The sequence below is a fragment of the Bacillus horti genome, from assembly GCF_030813115.1.
Taxonomy (GTDB): domain Bacteria; phylum Bacillota; class Bacilli; order Caldalkalibacillales; family JCM-10596; genus Bacillus_CH; species Bacillus_CH horti.
Genome location: NZ_JAUSTY010000006.1, coordinates 165,492 through 183,739, shown reverse-complemented (window position 1 = coordinate 183,739; position 18,248 = coordinate 165,492). Strand labels below are relative to the sequence as shown.

The following is an 18,248-nucleotide window of genomic DNA, read 5'->3' as shown; positions in this document are numbered from 1 at the left end:
TAGGTTCTATATTGAAGTAATTAGACCATATTTAAGATCTTAGAAGGCCAGTTTCTTCTTCACTCCATACCCATAGCTTCTTGGCAGCTTGATTATCCTTTGCTTGCTTAGCAACGGGAGCTACTTTTTTCTTATAAAAGTACTCACCACTGACCTCAATCACTTCAGGACTTGTTGCTAAATAAACGGCTGTTTCTGCTCCTTGAGCTGGAGTAAGAAAGAATGGACGTAACAAAGAGTGGATCGTTTTGCCAAAGCCGCTCTTACGATCTACACCTAAACTAGTGGAAACGCCTCCTGGATGAACACTGTTTACTGTAATACCAGTCCCCTTCAACCGCTCTGCCAGCTCTTTAGTAAAGAGAGTATTAGCTAATTTGGACTGAGCATATCCCTTCATCACATTAAAGCTCTTGGTCAGGTTAGGATCTTCAAAATGAATTCTTCCTGCTTTATGGGCTCCTGAAGAAAGCACAACCACTCGACCGTGATCTGCACGAGCGAGCCAGTCAAGCAATAAATTTGTCAGTAAAAAATGTCCAAGATGATTGACTCCCATCATGGCTTCATGCCCTTCTGGTGTTACAGTTCTCTTTATCGTGACTACACCAGCGTTGTTAATCAATACATCAAGATGGCTATGTGCGACTTTGAACTCCTCTACAAAAGTCCGTATACTTTGGAATGAGCCAAGATCACAGGTCATCAGATGAATGTGTTGGGAACCACTTTCCTCCTGCGCAACCTGCAAAGCTTTCTTCCCCCGTTCTTTGTCCCGACATGCCATGATCACCGTCGCTCCAAGCTTTGCAAGCTCTATCGTAGTCGCCAGTCCCATACCAGCATTAGCACCTGTAACAATAACAATTTTACCCTCCATTCCTTCTTCACCCCATTAATTTCTTGTTCGTTTAGTCTTGATATCTAAAAGTGTATCACACCAGGCTTTAAATCGCTTATCCTTCTTTTGATATAGATATGTAAATATTACGAATTGCGAAATATATGAATCTATGTAAAGATTAAAGAATCTAGTAAAGGTTTATGACACGTAATTATGATTCGGGAGGAGAAGCATATGTTTAAACAAATATTCTATGATCAGTTAAAGGAATTAGCCAGTATACAAGGTGGCCCTGGACAGGAACAAGACGTCGTAAAAAAGCTGGTAGAGTGGTTTACCCCTCTATCCGATCACGTAGAAGTAGACCGTATGGGAAACCTGTACGCCTATAAAAAAGGAACTTCCCCAGGGCCGACGATTATGGTTAGTGCTCACTCCGATGAAATAGGATGTGTCGTTCGAGATATTGATGAACGTGGATTCCTTCGTCTTGAAAGAACGGGTGGTATGATAGAATCTCTCATGGTGGGCAGAAAAGTGAATGTGAATGGCCACTTAGGTGTAATTGGTGTAAAAGCTGGTCATTTGCAAACTCCTGAAGAAAGAAGCAAGGTCCCTTCTATCTATAGTCTTTATGTTGATGTTGGTGCTTCATCAAAGGAAGAAGTGAATGAGCTTGGCATTCAAATTGGCTCACCCATTACATATATGAGTGATATCGAAAAGTTTACGAACCCTGATCTGATTTGTGGCAAAGCGATCGATAACCGGAGCTGCTGTGTATTGCTTTTAGAGCTGTTTAAAAAGCTACAGGATGTACAGTTTGCTGGTACTCTGGTTGGAGTCGTTACCGTACAGGAGGAGGTTGGTCTACGTGGAGCTAAAGTAGCCGCTTATAAAGTCAATCCAGACTATGCCTTTGTTCTCGATACGATTCCATGTGCGGATACACCAGATAGTTTGGGGAGTGGCTATCCAGTTAGCATTGGTAAAGGACCAGTCATTCCTGCACTTGCTGGTGGCTCAGTAAGAGGGAATATCATGTCTCCACAAATCAAAGCGCTGATTGTTAAACAAGCCGAGAATTTAGGTCTTCCCTATCAGCTTGCAGTCATGAGCGGGGCAACGACGGACGCTGCTGCCGTCCATATTGAACGAGAAGGAATACTATCGGGAGCTATCACGTTTGCCCGCCGCTACTCTCATTCTCCGGTAGAAGTGGCGAATTTGAACGATTTTGAGCAGGGACTTACTCTACTTGAATTTCTTATTCGTGAAAATCAGGAATGGGGAGATTTAAACTTTATATAAGTTCTTTTGGAGTTCGTAAGTCATTAATTATATACCTATTTAAACAACATATTAAAATAAGCTAAGAATATAAAAACTATTCCTACCTTTTTGAGATGAAGGTTTGAATAGTTTTTATTATGTACTTTAGCTTTTATTAATTCTAAGCTATTTTTTCAATTATGAAGTAAAGAGGAGCATTGATCACAATCAAAATAATATAGTTTTTCTTTTATAAATAGACTTTTGTTTGGTATCATAAAGATAAAACTAGGAGAATAAGCGGTGAAAAAATATAGATTTGAATTGTTAGAAACAGACATCTCTCTTTTTATAGAGAAAGATCATGTCATTTTGGCTGGGTCATTAGAGGATGCTATTCAAAAGTTTGTAAGAAAGCATGATTTAGAGGCTCCTGCTTACTGGGATGAACCTTCATTTGATACGTTTATCGAGCTTACATTTAAGTCAGCACAAGGCTCTGTTAAATATAAGATTACTTGGTAATAGAAAAATAAAAATTCGAGCAGATGACATAAATCTGCTCGAATTAGTGTGATTTGTAATTGTACAAGCAGATAAGTAGAAAAATGCGAAGTGTAAAGATTGTTTTATTCAACTTAAGAGGAACTAAGGTCTTACACTTGAATATGTTTCTCTAAACGAATAAAATCTGCCTCCAATATGGAAACTCTTTTATTTAATGCAGCGTATTCATCATCCTTACGATCTAGCTTTTTATCCATGCGCTTTAACATGGCCATAATATCTTGTGGCTGATTTTGCTCTAAACGAGCAACACTTTGTTTGATGTCCCGAACATCACTTTCCAACCGGTCTAGACGGAAGTCTACACGGTCAAAGCGTCCGTTTACTACCTCGAACTGCTGATCAACTTTCTCGAAGCGATTGTTCACTTCTTCAAAGCGAGTGTTCATGTCTTCCTCAAGATGATTAAAACGTTCATCCATCTTCTCAAAGCGATTGTTCACTTCTTCGAACTGCTGATCAATTTTCTCAAAGCGATTGTTTACTTCCGCGAACTGCTGATCAATTTTTTCAAAGCGATTGTTCACTTCCTCGAATTGCTGATCAATTTTCTCAAAGCGACTATTCACATTACTCTCAAACTGATCAAATCTACTATTTATTTGTGTCATAAATGTTCTTAGTAATTCCTCCAAGCTTGTTCACCTCCCATCCTGGAGATATTATATCATAACCTAAAAGAAAAGCGGCTTCGATTGAGAAATTGCTCTAAATAAAAAATCTCAAATACGCGTTAACATACGCATCCCAAATAGTATGGACCAGGGTCTTGCTTCATTAGAATTAAAGTAGAGCTGAATTGTCTCTCCACTCTTGTTAATTAGTATCGTCTCATTATCTACTACAGATAAAGCCATCTTCTCTCCATTTGCTTCAGCTAAAAGCTGACCTTCAAAAAAGTAAATTTGAACATGATGCCCTTCTGCTGAACTATAAGCACCAATTATACTTTCAAGCTCATTAGGAGTTGCTTCGTAGCTACTTAACACATAACGTTTCTGTTCCAAAGGTAATTGTAGTACAGTATTCACTGCACGTAACCAAATATCTTTGACAGGTACATTTGAAACATTACATAGGACAGCAACCACAACGTTCTTTTCAGGTATGAACCCGAAATGAGAAGAAACTCCTGGCTGGGAGCCTCCGTGCTCGACTAACGTTACATTTGAATAATTAGCCGTCGCTAGTAGGCCATAGCCGTAGAAGGAATTTTGCCTAACCTTGATTAAGTTTGTCCACATTTTGCTGAGTGTTTTTTCTTTAGATGGATGTTTATCTTTCGTATATTGTAAATCAAGATAAACTTGCCCATACTTTAGAAGATCCTCTACTGTTGAACGTAATCCCCCTCCTACTTCATAGTTTCCAAGCTTGGGCCAGGGCTGTTGTTCATATTCATTTTGATTAGGGTTATACGTATATGGAATCGTTACATTTTCGTATTTTTCGACCTCTTCTAAGCTATATGTGGAGCGATACATCTGCAATGGATTCAAAAACTTTTCCGTTATATATCGTCTGTAGAGCTTACCTGTTACTTTCTCTATAATGGCTCCAGCAAGTAGAAATGTATCGTTACAGTAACTAAAATATTCACCCGGCTGTCCCAAACTAATATGCTCAGCAGAGGATAAGTGAGTTAGGTGATCAGGCAAATTATTTATTTCTTCCTTTCTAGCAATAGGTGCTAGACCGGTTGAGTGTGAGAGAAGATGGTAGATTTTAATATCACTCATATTCTTTACATGATGTAGTTTAAAATCTGGTAAATATTTTATAACAGCATCATCGATGGAAAGCGCGCCTTCACTATCAAGAGTGATCATAGCTAATGCAGTTAATGATTTTGTAATAGAAGCTACACCAAAGATTGTTTCAGGAGTAACTGGCTCCATTGATTGGAGGTTGCGGGAACCAAAACCCTTTTTATAAATCGTTTCTCCATTCTGTGACACGGCAATAGCTAAACCCGCAATAGGCAGCTCCTCCAATTTTGTTGCTAAGTAGCTTTCAAACTCCGTCCATAGGTAAGCCATAATCTTCGCTCCTATCTCGTTTTCTGTATCACTTTATCCTTATTTAATTGCAATATAAATAAGGATGACGATTTCTCAGTAAAAAGACGAGTTACTCTACTCGCCTTTTAATACCTTTCAAAACACTTATATACTTTCTAAAGACAGGCTGGCATACACATTTAATTATTTCGCTAAAATAGGATTAGATACTCCCTCTACCCCGACTAAACCAAGGATGGTTAACAGGATCTTTTGAACACCATAATGAGCATCAGTAGGATCAAAATACTCTCCAAGTGTGTGAGCCCCACCGAACTTCCCTCCGCCACCTAACGTAACGGCTGGAATTCCCAAGCTAATGGGAACGTTTGAGTCAGTGCTGCTCGGTTCGCCTAAAATAGCTTCAAAGCCTAAGGCCTGCGAAGATGCCATAGCAGCTTGAACTATAGGGGCATCAGCAGGTTGTGAGCCGGCTGGACGATCTCCAACAAGCTTCAGCTCAACTGTAATGCCTTCTATGCCTTCCCAACGTTTATTCTCCTCATCCTTTGCTTGCTCAATAAAGGAAAGAACCTGCCCTTCAAGCTTTAACAATTCCTCCTGCGATGTAGAGCGCATATCAACAAGCATGGTAGCTTCTGCAGCAATGGTATTAACTGATGTTCCACCTTCAATTGTGCCTACTGTAAAAGTAGTGCGAGGCTTGTTAGGTGTGTTTACATCAGAGATCTTTGAGATGGCTCTCCCTAAAGCATGAATAGCACTTGGTTTTCCAAAATCTCCAAAGCTATGTCCACCTGGTCCTGTAAAAGTGACCTCATACCTGTGACTTCCCGTCCCTAAATAAGTGTTTCTAGAAGGGTCACCAGGCTCAATAGAGATAAACCCATCTATGTCCAGTTGTTCTTCGAAGAATGCTTTAACCCCCCGTAAATCTCCAAGCCCCTCTTCTCCCACGGTAGCACCAAAGATAATATCTCCTGTAGTTTGAATATCAGCATGGTTCAAAGCACGTATTAAAGTTAATACAGAGGCAAGTCCCCGTCCGTCATCAGAAATACCTGGAGCATAAACTTTACCGTCTTTACGTATAGCTTTCACATCTGTTTCTATTGGGAATACGGTATCTAAGTGAGCAGAAACAAATAGTTTTGGTCCGTTTCCTACACCAGGTCTAATTCCAAACACATTTCCAACACGATCTGTTTGTATATGTGTTATCCCTAATTTTTCTAATCTCTTTTTGTAATCCTTTCCCCGTTCAGCTTCATCAAAGGTTGGGGCTGGAATTTCTGTAATTTCTATTTGATCCTCTACCGTTCTCTCATTATCCTGCTCTAGGAAGATTAGGCCTGCTTGAACCTTAGAATCCTCTAATAATTGTGTGTACGTGTTTTGAACATCATCACCAATCTCATAAGAAGTGTGAGTGTTCGTGCTCGTTTTTTCTGTCATGGGAACTCCTCCTGCTACGTTTAGTTTGAAGAAATCTAGTTCAGCAAGTATAGATAAGATTAGCTAAAATGAATGAAAAGTGTGCAATAAAAATCTATTAAACGACTAACAGTTCGATTCTATCTTATTATACCCTATCATTATCTGATTTTTGATTTAATTTCATGATTTCTCTCTTTTTGATTAGCAGAAGCATATCTAGTTGGCTTTAGATTTTCACTCTGATGCTAATTGACACCCCCCAATTAGACCAACTAAATATTTTAAGATATGTCTAACAGTAATGTTGCTATTAGAATGAAAGCCACAATCCCTGAAATAGTCATAGCTTTTCTTTTAGATGCTAGAGTATGTATTTTGCAGCGTGTGTACAAGAATAGACTGAAGCCTATTAAGACTAGCTCAACTATAAAAGCAGCAACTGGGTAGTTCATAAGCCTAAGCCTAGTAAAGGCAAGCCTCATAAATACCAGGTAAAATGGCTAAATCAGGACGATGAACCATTAGATCCAGCAACCAATGACTAAATGTAACAGCTGCAATGATAATTCCGCTTCGGCTCCCCAAAAGCTTTAACGCTATAACCCCTAATAAATAGTTTATATGAATTCTTATTCATGTTCCTTTTTCTGTACAGCATGTATGCCTGTTAAGAAGGTGCCTACTAAAAACCTATAGCTGTCATCACGATCAAGGTTAAGCTTAAATCCCTCTTTCTGCTCCAATGAAGCAAAGCCGTGTATGATACTTCTAAATCCTCTCACAGCATGAAGGGCATCGTTTTTTTCAAGGTGATAAAACTCTAAAACTTTAAGCACTAAATTTAATATTTTCTCTGACGCTTTTAATAGCTCAGTATCCTTTTGGTCTGGAGCCGTTAGGGTCAAATCGTACAATCCAGGGTGTACTCTTGAGAATTTAAGATATGCCTCAGCAATCTCCAGCAATGCTGAATCTCCAGCTTTACCAACCGCAGCATTAGATAACACTTCATAGAGCTTTTCTGTGCCATATAAGGCCAGCTTCCTTCTTAATCCATTCAAACCATCTACGTGGTTATACAGTGAAGGAGACTTTACCTTAAGCTCTCTAGCTAATGTAGCTAATGTGACAGCTTCTACCCCTTTCGTATCAGCGATTTCCGTCGCTTTACTTAATATATCCCTTAGCTCAAGTCCCTTTCTTGGTGACATTTTATTTCTCCCTTCCTATCATTTATTTTTTCTTGCTTAGGTTTTCTTTTGCGTTTTTTATCGCTGAATCCATTTGATCAAGAGGGTTTAGTAATAGTTTGCCATGGCCAACAGCAAGCAATGATGGTTGAAAAGCTCTTAATTTCTCAGCACTTTCTAAGGCCATAGCTTTACTCCAGGTGGCTATAGCCGGAAATGGAAAGAGGGCTTTTAATTGACCGGATACTGCTACACCACCCCGTACTTGAAAAGCATCACCAGCTATTATAGCCTTAGTCCGTCTATCTAAAAAGGATATGGAACCTGGAGTATGACCAGGCGTAGATAGTACCACTAATGAGTGAATTTGATCTTCATTTTCCAACAGGACATCTGGTGCCGTTTTTATGCTATTAGGCTTGGGAACCCCACCTTTGACAGGTGTTTGAGGTTCAGAAGGAAGTAGGGTTCGGTCCCCTTCCAACAATTTGGCTTCTCTTCTAGAAATATACACTTGTGCCTCTGGAAGAACTTTTTTTAACGAGTCCAGCGCTCCAATATGATCCGAATGAGCATGAGTCAGTAAAATCCGTTTAATTGGTTTGCCAATCTGTTTAGCAGCATTCAAAATATCATTTGTGCTATTAGGTAAAGCGGTATCAATTAATGTTAGATCGTCCTCCTCTTCGATTAAGTAGCAATTTACTGGAAATAAGGTTGGGTAAAATGTTATCTGATAGACATGCTTCTCCTTTGTAATGCGCATTATAAAGCACACTCCTTTTATAAACTAATATCGTTAGTAATAATATAACTAATATTATTAGTTTATGCAAGTGCTTTTACTCAGAGTATAGAATTTATCTAGAGTTTGGTAGTTATTCACCTTTAAAACTGTTTAATATTCTGCTTATAGATTTTTACTAAAACAGTTCTTCCGTACTAATATCTAAGGAAGGAACATAGCTAAATTTCTCTAAATCCACAACCTTTTCACCAAGAAATTCGATGCCTTCTGATTCAAGCAAAAATCTTTGCCTTTCGAAGGAATCCGAGTCTCTCAAGCCAATTTCCCCTTTCGAGTTAATCACTCGATGCCACGGAAGCTGATATTTTTTACTCATTGAATGTAAAATACGTACAACCTGTCTTGCTCCTCGGGGGCTTCCAGCTAAAGAAGCGATTTGTCCGTATGACATCACTTTTCCCGCAGGAATCAGCTTTATAATTGAAATTACTTTTTGGGTAAAGGGCTGCATAATATCACCTTTCCATCTATTCACCTTATACGTGGTTTAGCAGATCTATGTAGTACTCTTTCAGTTGTTCTCTTAATGAGAGAGGTTCAATGAGTTGTATAGTCTTACCAAAGCTAGCTAGGTAGGAAACCATAAAGTTATATTCTGTAGGTTCGAAAGTGCCTGTTAAAAAGGTATCTTCATCCTCCGTTTGTATGTTCATTGAAGGAAACTGATGTTGCTTAAATCTTTCTATACCTAACGAATTAATTGAGCATTTAAAAGGAATGGCTTGCTCCGTTGGTTTCCATAGACTTAATGCGTTTTGTATATTCACCATATTTACACTTAAAGCTGGCTGAGGCTCTAAGACTTCTAGCGAAGTAATCCGATCACAGCGGAAGACACGGTAAGCTTCTTTATCTATATCGTACGCTTGGCAATACCAATAGCCTCGCATGGCCGAAATAGAGATGGGCTGGATTCGCCGATTTGTTGTTTGTTTTGCGGTTGTATAGCTGATAAGTAAGCTTTTAGTTTGAACTGCTGCAAGTAAAAGATCCTCAAGAAAGACGGTTTCCAGTGTGTGCTCTGCATGATAAATGGATACTCTGTCTTTAAAGCTTTGAATTTGCTCCCGTTGCTTTGGTGAAACGCCATCTAAGAATTTCTCATTGATAGACTCAAACGATATGCGAAACGGACTACTAGTAAAGCTTTGTAGAGCCTGCATAGCAAAGTAAAGAGCAAACACCTCCTGGCTCGTAAAAGAAATCGGGGGTAATGTCATTGTTTTAATCAATCGATATCCACCATAGCGCCCATAATCCACATAAAGCGGAACACCGATTTCCTCTAAAGAATCGATATCGCGTAGTGCTGTTCTTTTAGAAATATGAAATTCAGTCATTAAATCCTTTAATGTGAATATTTCCTTCTTATTGATAAAGCGAAGCATTTGATTTAAGCGCTCACTTTTTTTCATAAAAAGCTCCTTATAGGTGCCATTTCCTGTCACCTTATTTATGTATACTACTAAGTGTAAAAGAAATCAACTAAGGAGGCAATAACATGAATGTAGAAGTAGTTCCCTTTTTATCCATGAATGGACAAGCAGCTGAGGCTATAGCCTTTTATGAAAAGCATCTTGGCGCAATGGTTTTATTTAAGAAGAATTATAAGGAAATGAAAGAGATGGATCCACAGTTTTCCTATAAAGAAGGGCAGGATGACTACATCACTCATTCTGTGCTCGAAATTGGGTCTAACAAAATCATGATTGCAGAAGAAGAAATCGACACCACCCGTCCGTGGCAGTTAGGTAATAGCTCGTCCTTATGTATTCAATCAAAGGAATACGAAGTCATTGAAGCTATTTATCATAATCTAAAGGAGCAAGAGCATGTCATAGTATTAAGCCGTTTGGAGAAAATTCTTTCAGCACAGGCTACGCCATAGTACGGGATCCGTTTGGAATTGTTATCCAACTCTATCATAACAAGCATGATTTTTAATGGAACAAGATATTTTGAAATTGTACACTAAAAAATAAGTGATTCAAAAACAGTGCCCTTCGCATCAAAGTGGAGAATGGCACTGTTTTGTTGAATAGAATTCAGCTAAAAAATGCTATTCATTGTATTTAATTATCTTTTATTCAGAACATATTTAATATGACCAAATTAAGCTATATCGTTACTATGTACAAGCACTCCTTCTTGATAAACATGCTGTACATGTTGAAGGTTTTGGATACGCTCAAGTGGATTATTTGACAACACAATAAAATCAGCTAGCTTCCCTGCTTCGAGAGAGCCTACTTGATCCTCAAGTCTACACGCTTGGGCAGCTCTTAACGTAATCGCTTCAAGGGCTTGTTTTTCACTTGCTCCAAAGCTTACCAAACACTCTGCCTCATAACCGAGCAGTCCATGCATGCTGTCAGTTCCTAAAGCGAGATTAGGCTTATATTCTAGCACCTTGCTAAACGTCTCAGCTTCCATTTCCCGAGCTCTGAGGACCTTCTCCCTTATCGCAGGATATTTGAAATCTGACTCTTCAATACCAGATGGGTGAAAAAGAATGGCGAAAGTTCCAATAATCCATAAATCCTTCTTTACCAACTGCTCAAGCTGAGCCTCAGAAATTAAAGCAGCATGCTCAATCGTACGAACGCCTTCTGCAATACAATAGTCTAATCCTCTTCCTCCATGAGCATGAGCGGCTACGTAGCTCCCTACTCTTTCAGCCTCCTCGACAGCAGCAGCAATTTCTTCTCTCGTGTAAAAGCAATGATCTACACTAGAATTAGGGCTGCTCATTCCCCCTGTGACAAATAGCTTCAAGAAATCTGCTCCCTGAGCAAAGTTAAGCCTGGAATTTTTTCTAACCTCCTGCTCTCCGTCAGATGTTGTGTGAGCCACGCCGTGACCGTTGGATGCAACAATACCCTTTCCGCTTACAAGTAATCTTGGCCCCTTTAGAAGTCCTTCCTTAATCGCTTTTTTAATTTCAATGTCGATGAAATGCTCTTCTCCCATAATCCTCATGCTTGTAACGCCTGAAGCTAAATTCTTCTGGATATTCGGCAAACTACGTAAAACATTGCGATGTGGAGGTAGCTTAAGCTGCTCAATTTGATTGCCAAGTGCCGGAACAACGGAAAGGTGAGTATGAGCATCAATGAGTCCTGGCATCACGTATACGTCAGTAAAGTCAAGAATTTCAGAGTAATCTGTCCCATACTGAGCCTGTGTCCCTACACTTACAATCTTACCTTCCTCAATAAGCATAGCTCCGTTATGGATAATATCTTCGCCTGTACCTTTAATAATCCCTTTTGCTTTAACTAACGTTGACAATACTAACACCTCATTTCCTTATACTCATTATTTTAACTTGAATACTCCTGTAATATAAGACTTGTACTTTTTTAATTTTTAGTCTATTCTCTCTAGTTTCTTGCCGCATCCCTGTTATAGATAGCTTCATGCATGTTGGGGAACAAAAACAGCTAGAGACAGTAGCGCTATACCTCTTTTTGTCTCTAGCATTGTTGGTTTATACAATTGTGTGCTATTTAAGCAGTTTTTGAGCTTCTTTCAAGCTCCAGATGAGCCTGTTTTGACCACGTCTTAAGTGGTTTAATGTAACATTATAAAGATGTGAACCGGCTTTAATGGATAAGAGATCCTTAGCCGGTGCAATATCTGGAAGTGCCGGAACGTCTAAGGCTGGATCATGGCGGAATTTACCTCTTCTTGAGAAGTTTAATGGAATTAGAATCCGCCCTAAGCCTAGTATTTTTTCGTTAGCATCCTTGACTTCAGCTTCGGAAACTTGTCCCTCTTTAAGAGACTCAACGTGTTCATAAAATTCAACTAGTGCACCACGAAGCTCAGCTACTTGCGCAAGACCATCAGTAAAGCTAAAATGCTCCCCTGCTGCCTCCTGATACGCTGTAATGGTTTGAGTAAACTCATCTAACGTATGCACAAAATTATACGGATGAATCGGCTCATTTAACACTCGAAATACAGACGTTGTATACACCTTAAGATCCTTCATGAGGATATCGTAATCAGCTACGTGGAGTAGATCATCCTCCGTGTGCCATTCAATATTCGCTCCACAGCCTCCAACAGGATAGTACCCCTTTTGAGCAAGCACATCTTCTGGAATACTAGAGGAAAGCATATAGAACGAGGTGATTCCAATGTTGTTAAAGGAATAATCACCTGCTCTACTTGGTCTTACTCCTTTGGAGCCTTGCCCAACTGAATCCTGAATCGCTTCCTTACAGAACGCATCTACCTCACTCATCCAATCCATATAATCATAGGATGTTGCCCAGCGACAGCCTGGAGAGTCGCAATTCACCTGTGCTACGCAATTGTCCTCTAAATCTAGAGCAAACTCATCAGCAAACCATGTTGATCCAGCATATCTTCCGGTCGAATGACCTGGCCATATGGCAATGCGTACGCTTCTCTTTAATTTATCCTTGTGCTTGTAAAACACTCGAGCCATTTCTAGTAGAGAAGCGTCACCCGTTGCGTTGTCACCAATCCCTACGGTCCATGAATCTAAGTGACCATGAAGGAGAACATATTTTTCAGGGTCTTCCGTTCCTTCAATGAAAATATCAAGTAAAGGACATTCGAACCAGCCTTTTTTATGTTCCGTTTGCAGCTCAACCTGAACATCTCCTTGAGCGCAAAGCTCCTTCAATTCATTCCCATCCTCTAGATTAATGGCGATCACAGGAATGACTGGCTCCTGATCAATCGTATCTAAATCTGGTGAACCCCAGATAGGTGTACAAATTCCATCATGGATGTTTTTACCCGGATTAATAAAAATAGCTGCTTTTACTCCAAGCTCCCCGAATTCCTTTACCTTTCGTGGCATGGCAAGACCGTCTGTAAGTACGATTTTTCCAGCAACATCAAGATCACCAACTTCAATTCCTCCAGCAAAAATGTCATCTAACCCTTTTGCTTGCTTGGAGCCTGTGTATACCACTTCACCACTAAGCCAATCGTCTCCCGTGGACACAGCAAATGCAGGAGTTTTTGCTCGATAGGTCTTTGCTGTAGGACGGCTAACCTTAAGCGCAGCAGACACAGGAACACTTAAATAAATGCTAGGCTGATGAAGGGTGTGGGGAATGCCCCATTCCTTTAGAAAATCGACTAGAAAATCGAAGGCAATACGCTCATCCTCACTGCTAGATTCTCTCACTAGCATACTGAATTTGTTCAATACGGCTTTTGGAACATCAAGATTTAACTCATCTAATAGAATCTTTTCTGTTTCTTTTACTTGTATAGTTGCCATGTGTACATCTCCTTTACTCATAGATTATTTAGTAACTAATAACTCGTCGAGAGACTTGATCTTTCCAGATGCTAGCTTTGGAGGGATCATGTACGCTTTCTTAGAATGAGTGTAGTTAGCTCCAACTAGTGCCTCAGCTATTTTGAGGGCATTTTTGGCTGGGTTAATAACAGGGATTCCTAAGATCTCTTGCATATCCTCAGCCACATTTAGAAAGCCCATGGACATACAGCCTAATACAAGGGTATCTGCTCCACTGTTTTCTACTTCTCTTTTTCCAATCTCAACAAGCTTGTTTAAAGTGGCTGCTCGATCATTAGCCAGCTCAAGCACCGGAATATTGACCGCTTTGACAGAAGCAAGCTTGTGCGTTAAAGCCGCCTTTTGAACCAGCTCATAACAGCTTGGAATTGTGCTATCTGTTACCGTCAGGATTGAAAAGCGATGCCCAAGTAAGGCAGCGGTATGATAGCCTGATGCAGCAGGACCAACTACTCTAAGTGTAGTTGTGATTTCTCTGTACGCATCTAATCCTGGATCACCAGCACAGCCCAAGATAGCAGCGTCATAGCCTTCCTGCTCCAATTGGTAAATGAGCTTTGCTGTTGCAGGGATACTCAAAAATTCCTCATACATGGACTCTATGGATGCAGGGCCTTCAGACACGGTGACAATATCAACGTCAACATGTGGAGCAGCCCACTCCTTCAACAGCCCTCCACGTCTTGCTGCTTCAGTATCATTCATAGGACCTGGAACGACATATACTAGTTTCACTATTATTTTCCCCTTCCACTTGTTGTTTTTGACCAATGATGCGCATCAGCTTTTACATACAAACCTATTAAAAGATATATAGGAATTTTATAAATCTATGTGCTAGACACAGTGTTTTGATTACTTGGCGATAGATAATCCTTGTGCTCATGAACCATGTGACAGGAAACCTTAATCCCATCTGGTGCCTCTTTCAACTGAGGATCTTCCTGTCTACAGATCGACTCTACGTAAGGACAGCGATCCTGAAAATGACAGCCTTTAGGTAAATTGATGGGACTTGGAACATGGTTGTGAATCTTCAACTCCTCAGGCTCATGCTCTGGATCAGGTACAGGCACAGCACTAATTAAGGCTTGAGTGTACGGGTGCTTAGGGCTTTCTAAAATCGTTTTGGTATCTCCTATTTCTACTATTCTACCAAGATACATGATAGCTGTTTGCTCACACATATATTGAATTAATGATAGGTCATGTGAAATATAGACAGTGGTCAGCTGCATGCTTTCTGTAACGCTTTTCATCAAATTAAGAACACCTGCACGTACAGATACATCTAGCATGGAAACGGGTTCATCCGCGACTAGAAACACTGGATCAATAATGAGAGCTCTGGCCAAAACGACCCTTTGTAGCTGTCCACCACTCATCTGATATGGATATTTTTCAAAATAGCTTTCTGCTGGTTGAAGATTAACCCGTTCTAATGCTTCTTTAATTAATGCGTAACACTCCTCCTTACTCCCTATTCCATGATTAATAAGCGGCTCTAGTAAAGAACGATAGATGGTAAAGCGTGGATTTAACGCTTCAAATGGATTCTGAAACATGAGCTGGGCCTGCTTACGGAATTTCTTCATATCCTTATTCGATTTAAGATGAGTCACATCTTCATTATTAAAAAGATACGATCCTCCAGTTGGCTCATAAAGCTGAAGGAGCATTTTTCCTGTTGTTGTTTTTCCGCAGCCGCTTTCCCCTGCTAAGCCGAGGGATTGACCTTTTTTAATGGAAAAGCTCACACCGTCTACGGCCTTTAAAACGGCTCCTGTTTCTTTACTAAATAGACCTCTGCGGACGGGAAAGTGCTTCTGCAAATCCTTTACTTCAATGACACTACGTTCTGCCACGTCTCCACCTCCTTTGCTTTCTCTCTTAGCTCATCAATATCAGCTAGACGATGACAGGCAGAGAAATGCTCCTTCTTCACCTCAACCAACTCTGGCTCTTCGTTCCTGCACTGCTCGATTTTATAAGGGCAACGCTCATAGAACCTACAGCCTTTTGGTGGATCAACGAGTACAGGTGGAGAGCCTTCTATGGAAATCAGTGGCTTGTCTGGTTCCTTGAGATTTGGAAAGGCGTTTGCTAGCCCCATGGTGTAAGGATGATAAGGATTTTTTAGCACATCCTTTGCATCACCCTTTTCAACAATCTTTCCTGCATACATAACAGCTATGGATTCACAGCTCTGAGCAACAACAGAAATATCATGCGTAATAAGGATGATCGTCAAGCCTAAGTCCTTCTTTAAACGAGTTAGCTCCCTTAACACCTGACTTTGAACTATAACATCTAACGCTGTTACAGGCTCATCTGCAATGACGAGCTTTGGATCTAATGCTAGGGCAAGAGCAATGACAGCACGCTGCTTCATTCCTCCTGAAAACTCATGTGGGTAATACGAGAGTCTTTTTGTATCAAGACCTACCATTTGGAATAGCTCATGTGCCCGAGCTACAGCTTGCTTTTTCGTCATATTTCCTTTCAACGTTAACACTTCGACAAATGCATCTAGGACAGGGTAGACAGGATTTAGTGAGTCCATTGCCGCTTGAGGAATGAGGGCTAAGTCCTTCCACCGAACCTGACGAAATTCCTTCTCCGGAAGCTTCGCTAAGTCTTTGCCATCAAATAGAATCTGCCCATCCTTGATAAAGGCATTCTGGGACATGACCCTAATAATTCCTTTCACTAATGTGCTCTTCCCACAGCCACTCTCACCTACGATTCCAATGCTTTTTCCCTGTTCAAGCTTAAAGGAGACACCATCAACAGCCTGATTATCTCCATGTTTAGTCTGATAATGCACCTTCAAATTTTTGACTTCTAATAAGGCCATCTCTCTCACTCCCTTACTGCTTTTTCAGTCTTGGATATAGGATTTCTTCAGAACCTCTACCGATATAGAAGCCAGCCATTACAGCTAACATAATGAAAATCCCTGGAGGTAAAAACCAATAGTATGCTCCTCTAGATAGAGCCTGTGACACGTAAGCATCCTGAAGCATATATCCCCAGCTGATGACAGTCGGATCACCAAAGCCTAGAAAGCTAACGGCAGCCTCTGTTAAGATAGCCCAACCCATAGCTAATGATCCGTATAAAAAGGATAATGGTAAGATGTTTGGAGCGATCTGAACAAATAAAATACGTAAATGGGACGCTCCAGAAACCTTGGCTGCTTCAACAAAATTTCTCTCCCTTACGGTTAGCACCTGTGATCGAATGACCCTTGCGGTGTCTCTCCAAAGCAGCAAAGCCATCGCTAAAACAATATTCCAGATGCTTGCGCCCATAAAAGCAACGAGTACAATAACAAAAGGCTCAAAGGGAATGCCGAAAGCTACATCTGTTACACGCATGAGTAGATTATCGACAATTCCTCTAAAGTATCCTGCAAACAACCCGATTAACGTACCTACCACAACAACGAGAAACGCTGCGGTGAAGCCTACTAAAAGGGCTGGACGAACCCCGTAAACAAGCTGTGAAAAAATATCTCTCCCCATATTGGTCGTCCCAAGCCAATGATCCTTGGATGGAGGCTGATTGAACATCAGTTGCCCGTCCGTTTGAATCATTTCATGTGGATCATGTGGGGCTATAAGAGGTGCAAATATAGCAAGTAAAATCAGAAATGCGTAAATAATTACACCTACAAGTACAAAGGTATCCTGCTTGATAAAACGTATAAAAGCTTTTAGCTGCTTCCCTAGCTTGCGTCCTAGTGATTGCTGTAGAACTGTTTTTTGATCGTTCATCTTCACGTGTGCATCTGTCCCCATCATGATCACCTCCTTGACGTTACTCGTGGGTCTAAAATGCTATACAAAATATCCGCTATGAAGTTCATTGTGACCATGACGGCGGCTATTAAGATAAAGGCACCCTGAGCTAAAGGGTAGTCACTAGCAGATACAGCGTTAACGAGTAGTCTCCCAAGGCCTGGCCAACTGAAGACATTTTCTATGACTACGTTTCCTCCAATAGAGTAGCCAATTCCTACAGCCATCGCTGTTATAACAGGTAGAGCGGCATTTCTAGCGGCATATTTAAGCATGATTCTCCATTCCTTTAATCCGCGCATCCTAGCCATATCAACGAATTGCTCTCCCATAACATCGAGCATATTTGATCTCATAAGGAGTAACGGTAAACCTAGTAAATAGATAGCTAACGTAAGGCTGGGTAGAAACAAGTGCTGATAGAAGGCAAGAGAAAACAGCTTATCAAGCTCAGATGTGTACATTGTTCCTGCAGGTGACACTCCAGCTGAAGGGAACCATTTTAATGTAAAGGCAAAGAAGGCTAGCACAACCATCCCTACCCAAAACTGTGGAGCAGACCTTGTAAAAAGAGTCAATATTATACCTAAGGTTTCTGTTTTCGTCCCTCTCTTCCAGGCCAGTAACACTCCTCCTAGTGTACCGATCACATAAGCTATGATTAAGGAAAAAGTCATCAGATAAATGGTGTTAGGTAAAACTCTACCGATAATACTGATAACGGATTCCTTATAAAAAAAGGAGTGACCTAAATTCCCCTGAAACAAATTCCCAAAATAAATAAAATATTGCTGCCATAGAGGCTTGTCTAATCCAAACTGCTGGAGAAGAATCTCCTGCTGTTCCCTTGTAAATGTTGGATCAATATAGGCAGCCAAGGGATTCCCTGGCATCAAGCGAAATAAAAAGAACAAGATAGTGGCAATGACCCATAAAGTTAATAGTGTTTGTAGTAGTCTAGAAATAAAGAATTTCCACTTTCCATTCAATTCTTC

General features: G+C 40.4%; 17 protein-coding genes and 1 pseudogene. 3 read left to right on the top strand and 15 right to left on the bottom strand.

Translation table 11 applies throughout. The annotated features are described in order from the left end of the window. Positions 1 to 31: 31 nt before the first annotated feature. Complete coding sequence (locus J2S11_RS09035; RefSeq protein ID WP_307393731.1) at positions 32 to 880, bottom strand: SDR family oxidoreductase; 849 nt, start codon at positions 878 to 880, stop codon at positions 32 to 34. A 198-nt stretch (positions 881 to 1,078) separates the two neighbouring features. On the opposite strand from J2S11_RS09035, the gene J2S11_RS09030 reads away from it, so the two are divergent. Next, positions 1,079 to 2,155 carry a M42 family metallopeptidase gene (locus tag J2S11_RS09030; protein ID WP_307393730.1) on the top strand — a complete coding sequence of 359 codons (1,077 nt, stop codon included), beginning with the start codon at positions 1,079 to 1,081 and terminating at the stop codon, positions 2,153 to 2,155. Between the two features lie 264 nt (positions 2,156 to 2,419). Further along, on the top strand, positions 2,420 to 2,641 hold the full coding sequence (locus J2S11_RS09025) for a hypothetical protein (RefSeq protein WP_307393727.1): 222 nt from the start codon (positions 2,420 to 2,422) through the stop codon (positions 2,639 to 2,641). Positions 2,642 to 2,772: 131 nt separating this feature from the next. Here J2S11_RS09025 and J2S11_RS09020 read toward each other — a convergent pair whose 3' ends face one another. The 7 genes from J2S11_RS09020 to J2S11_RS08990 form a co-directional block, all read right to left on the bottom strand. Beyond that, positions 2,773 to 3,318 (bottom strand): hypothetical protein, encoded by a 546-nt coding sequence (locus J2S11_RS09020; RefSeq protein ID WP_307393723.1) that lies wholly within the window; start codon positions 3,316 to 3,318, stop codon positions 2,773 to 2,775. 87 nt (positions 3,319 to 3,405) lie between these two features. Beyond that, positions 3,406 to 4,722, bottom strand: coding sequence for a serine hydrolase domain-containing protein (locus tag J2S11_RS09015; protein WP_307393721.1), 1,317 nt, complete (start codon positions 4,720 to 4,722; stop codon positions 3,406 to 3,408). Between the two features lie 165 nt (positions 4,723 to 4,887). Continuing rightward, positions 4,888 to 6,159 carry a M20/M25/M40 family metallo-hydrolase gene (locus J2S11_RS09010; RefSeq protein ID WP_307393719.1) on the bottom strand — a complete coding sequence of 424 codons (1,272 nt, stop codon included), beginning with the start codon at positions 6,157 to 6,159 and terminating at the stop codon, positions 4,888 to 4,890. A 611-nt stretch (positions 6,160 to 6,770) separates the two neighbouring features. Beyond that, positions 6,771 to 7,352 carry a TetR/AcrR family transcriptional regulator gene (locus J2S11_RS09005; RefSeq protein WP_307393716.1) on the bottom strand — a complete coding sequence of 194 codons (582 nt, stop codon included), beginning with the start codon at positions 7,350 to 7,352 and terminating at the stop codon, positions 6,771 to 6,773. 22 nt (positions 7,353 to 7,374) lie between these two features. Beyond that, positions 7,375 to 8,097, bottom strand: a complete 723-nt coding sequence (locus tag J2S11_RS09000) for an MBL fold metallo-hydrolase (RefSeq protein WP_307393712.1) — start codon at positions 8,095 to 8,097, stop codon at positions 7,375 to 7,377. Between the two features lie 157 nt (positions 8,098 to 8,254). Beyond that, positions 8,255 to 8,590, bottom strand: a complete 336-nt coding sequence (locus tag J2S11_RS08995) for an MGMT family protein (protein WP_307393710.1) — start codon at positions 8,588 to 8,590, stop codon at positions 8,255 to 8,257. A gap of 25 nt (positions 8,591 to 8,615) precedes the next feature. Next, entirely contained in the window at positions 8,616 to 9,554 is a 939-nt protein-coding gene (locus J2S11_RS08990; protein WP_307393708.1) for a helix-turn-helix transcriptional regulator, read from the bottom strand. An 86-nt stretch (positions 9,555 to 9,640) separates the two neighbouring features. Here J2S11_RS08990 and J2S11_RS08985 point away from each other — a divergent pair. Next, positions 9,641 to 10,083: pseudogene (locus tag J2S11_RS08985) on the top strand (VOC family protein). Positions 10,084 to 10,251: 168 nt separating this feature from the next. On the opposite strand, the gene J2S11_RS08980 reads toward J2S11_RS08985, so the two are convergent. The 7 genes from J2S11_RS08980 to J2S11_RS08950 all read right to left on the bottom strand — a co-directional run bounded on the left by J2S11_RS08980 (position 10,252) and on the right by J2S11_RS08950 (position 18,242). Then, a complete protein-coding gene (locus J2S11_RS08980; protein WP_307393705.1) occupies positions 10,252 to 11,430 on the bottom strand; it encodes an amidohydrolase family protein in 1,179 nt (392 codons plus the stop codon). A 214-nt stretch (positions 11,431 to 11,644) separates the two neighbouring features. Then, the gene (locus tag J2S11_RS08975; RefSeq protein ID WP_307393702.1) at positions 11,645 to 13,408 is read right to left on the bottom strand and encodes a M28 family peptidase; all 1,764 of its coding nucleotides are present in this window, start codon (positions 13,406 to 13,408) and stop codon (positions 11,645 to 11,647) included. 24 nt (positions 13,409 to 13,432) lie between these two features. Then, on the bottom strand, positions 13,433 to 14,185 hold the full coding sequence (locus J2S11_RS08970; RefSeq protein ID WP_307393700.1) for an aspartate/glutamate racemase family protein: 753 nt from the start codon (positions 14,183 to 14,185) through the stop codon (positions 13,433 to 13,435). 95 nt (positions 14,186 to 14,280) lie between these two features. Next, a complete protein-coding gene (locus J2S11_RS08965) occupies positions 14,281 to 15,315 on the bottom strand; it encodes an ABC transporter ATP-binding protein (RefSeq protein ID WP_307393697.1) in 1,035 nt (344 codons plus the stop codon). After that, entirely contained in the window at positions 15,288 to 16,307 is a 1,020-nt protein-coding gene (locus J2S11_RS08960; RefSeq protein WP_307393694.1) for an ABC transporter ATP-binding protein, read from the bottom strand. Before J2S11_RS08960 ends, J2S11_RS08965 begins: the two co-directional genes overlap by 28 nt. A 13-nt stretch (positions 16,308 to 16,320) precedes the next feature. Next, a complete protein-coding gene (locus J2S11_RS08955; protein ID WP_307393691.1) occupies positions 16,321 to 17,256 on the bottom strand; it encodes an ABC transporter permease in 936 nt (311 codons plus the stop codon). Between the two features lie 2 nt (positions 17,257 to 17,258). Next, a complete protein-coding gene (locus J2S11_RS08950) occupies positions 17,259 to 18,242 on the bottom strand; it encodes an ABC transporter permease (RefSeq protein WP_307393689.1) in 984 nt (327 codons plus the stop codon). Between the last annotated feature and the right edge of the window lie 6 nt (positions 18,243 to 18,248).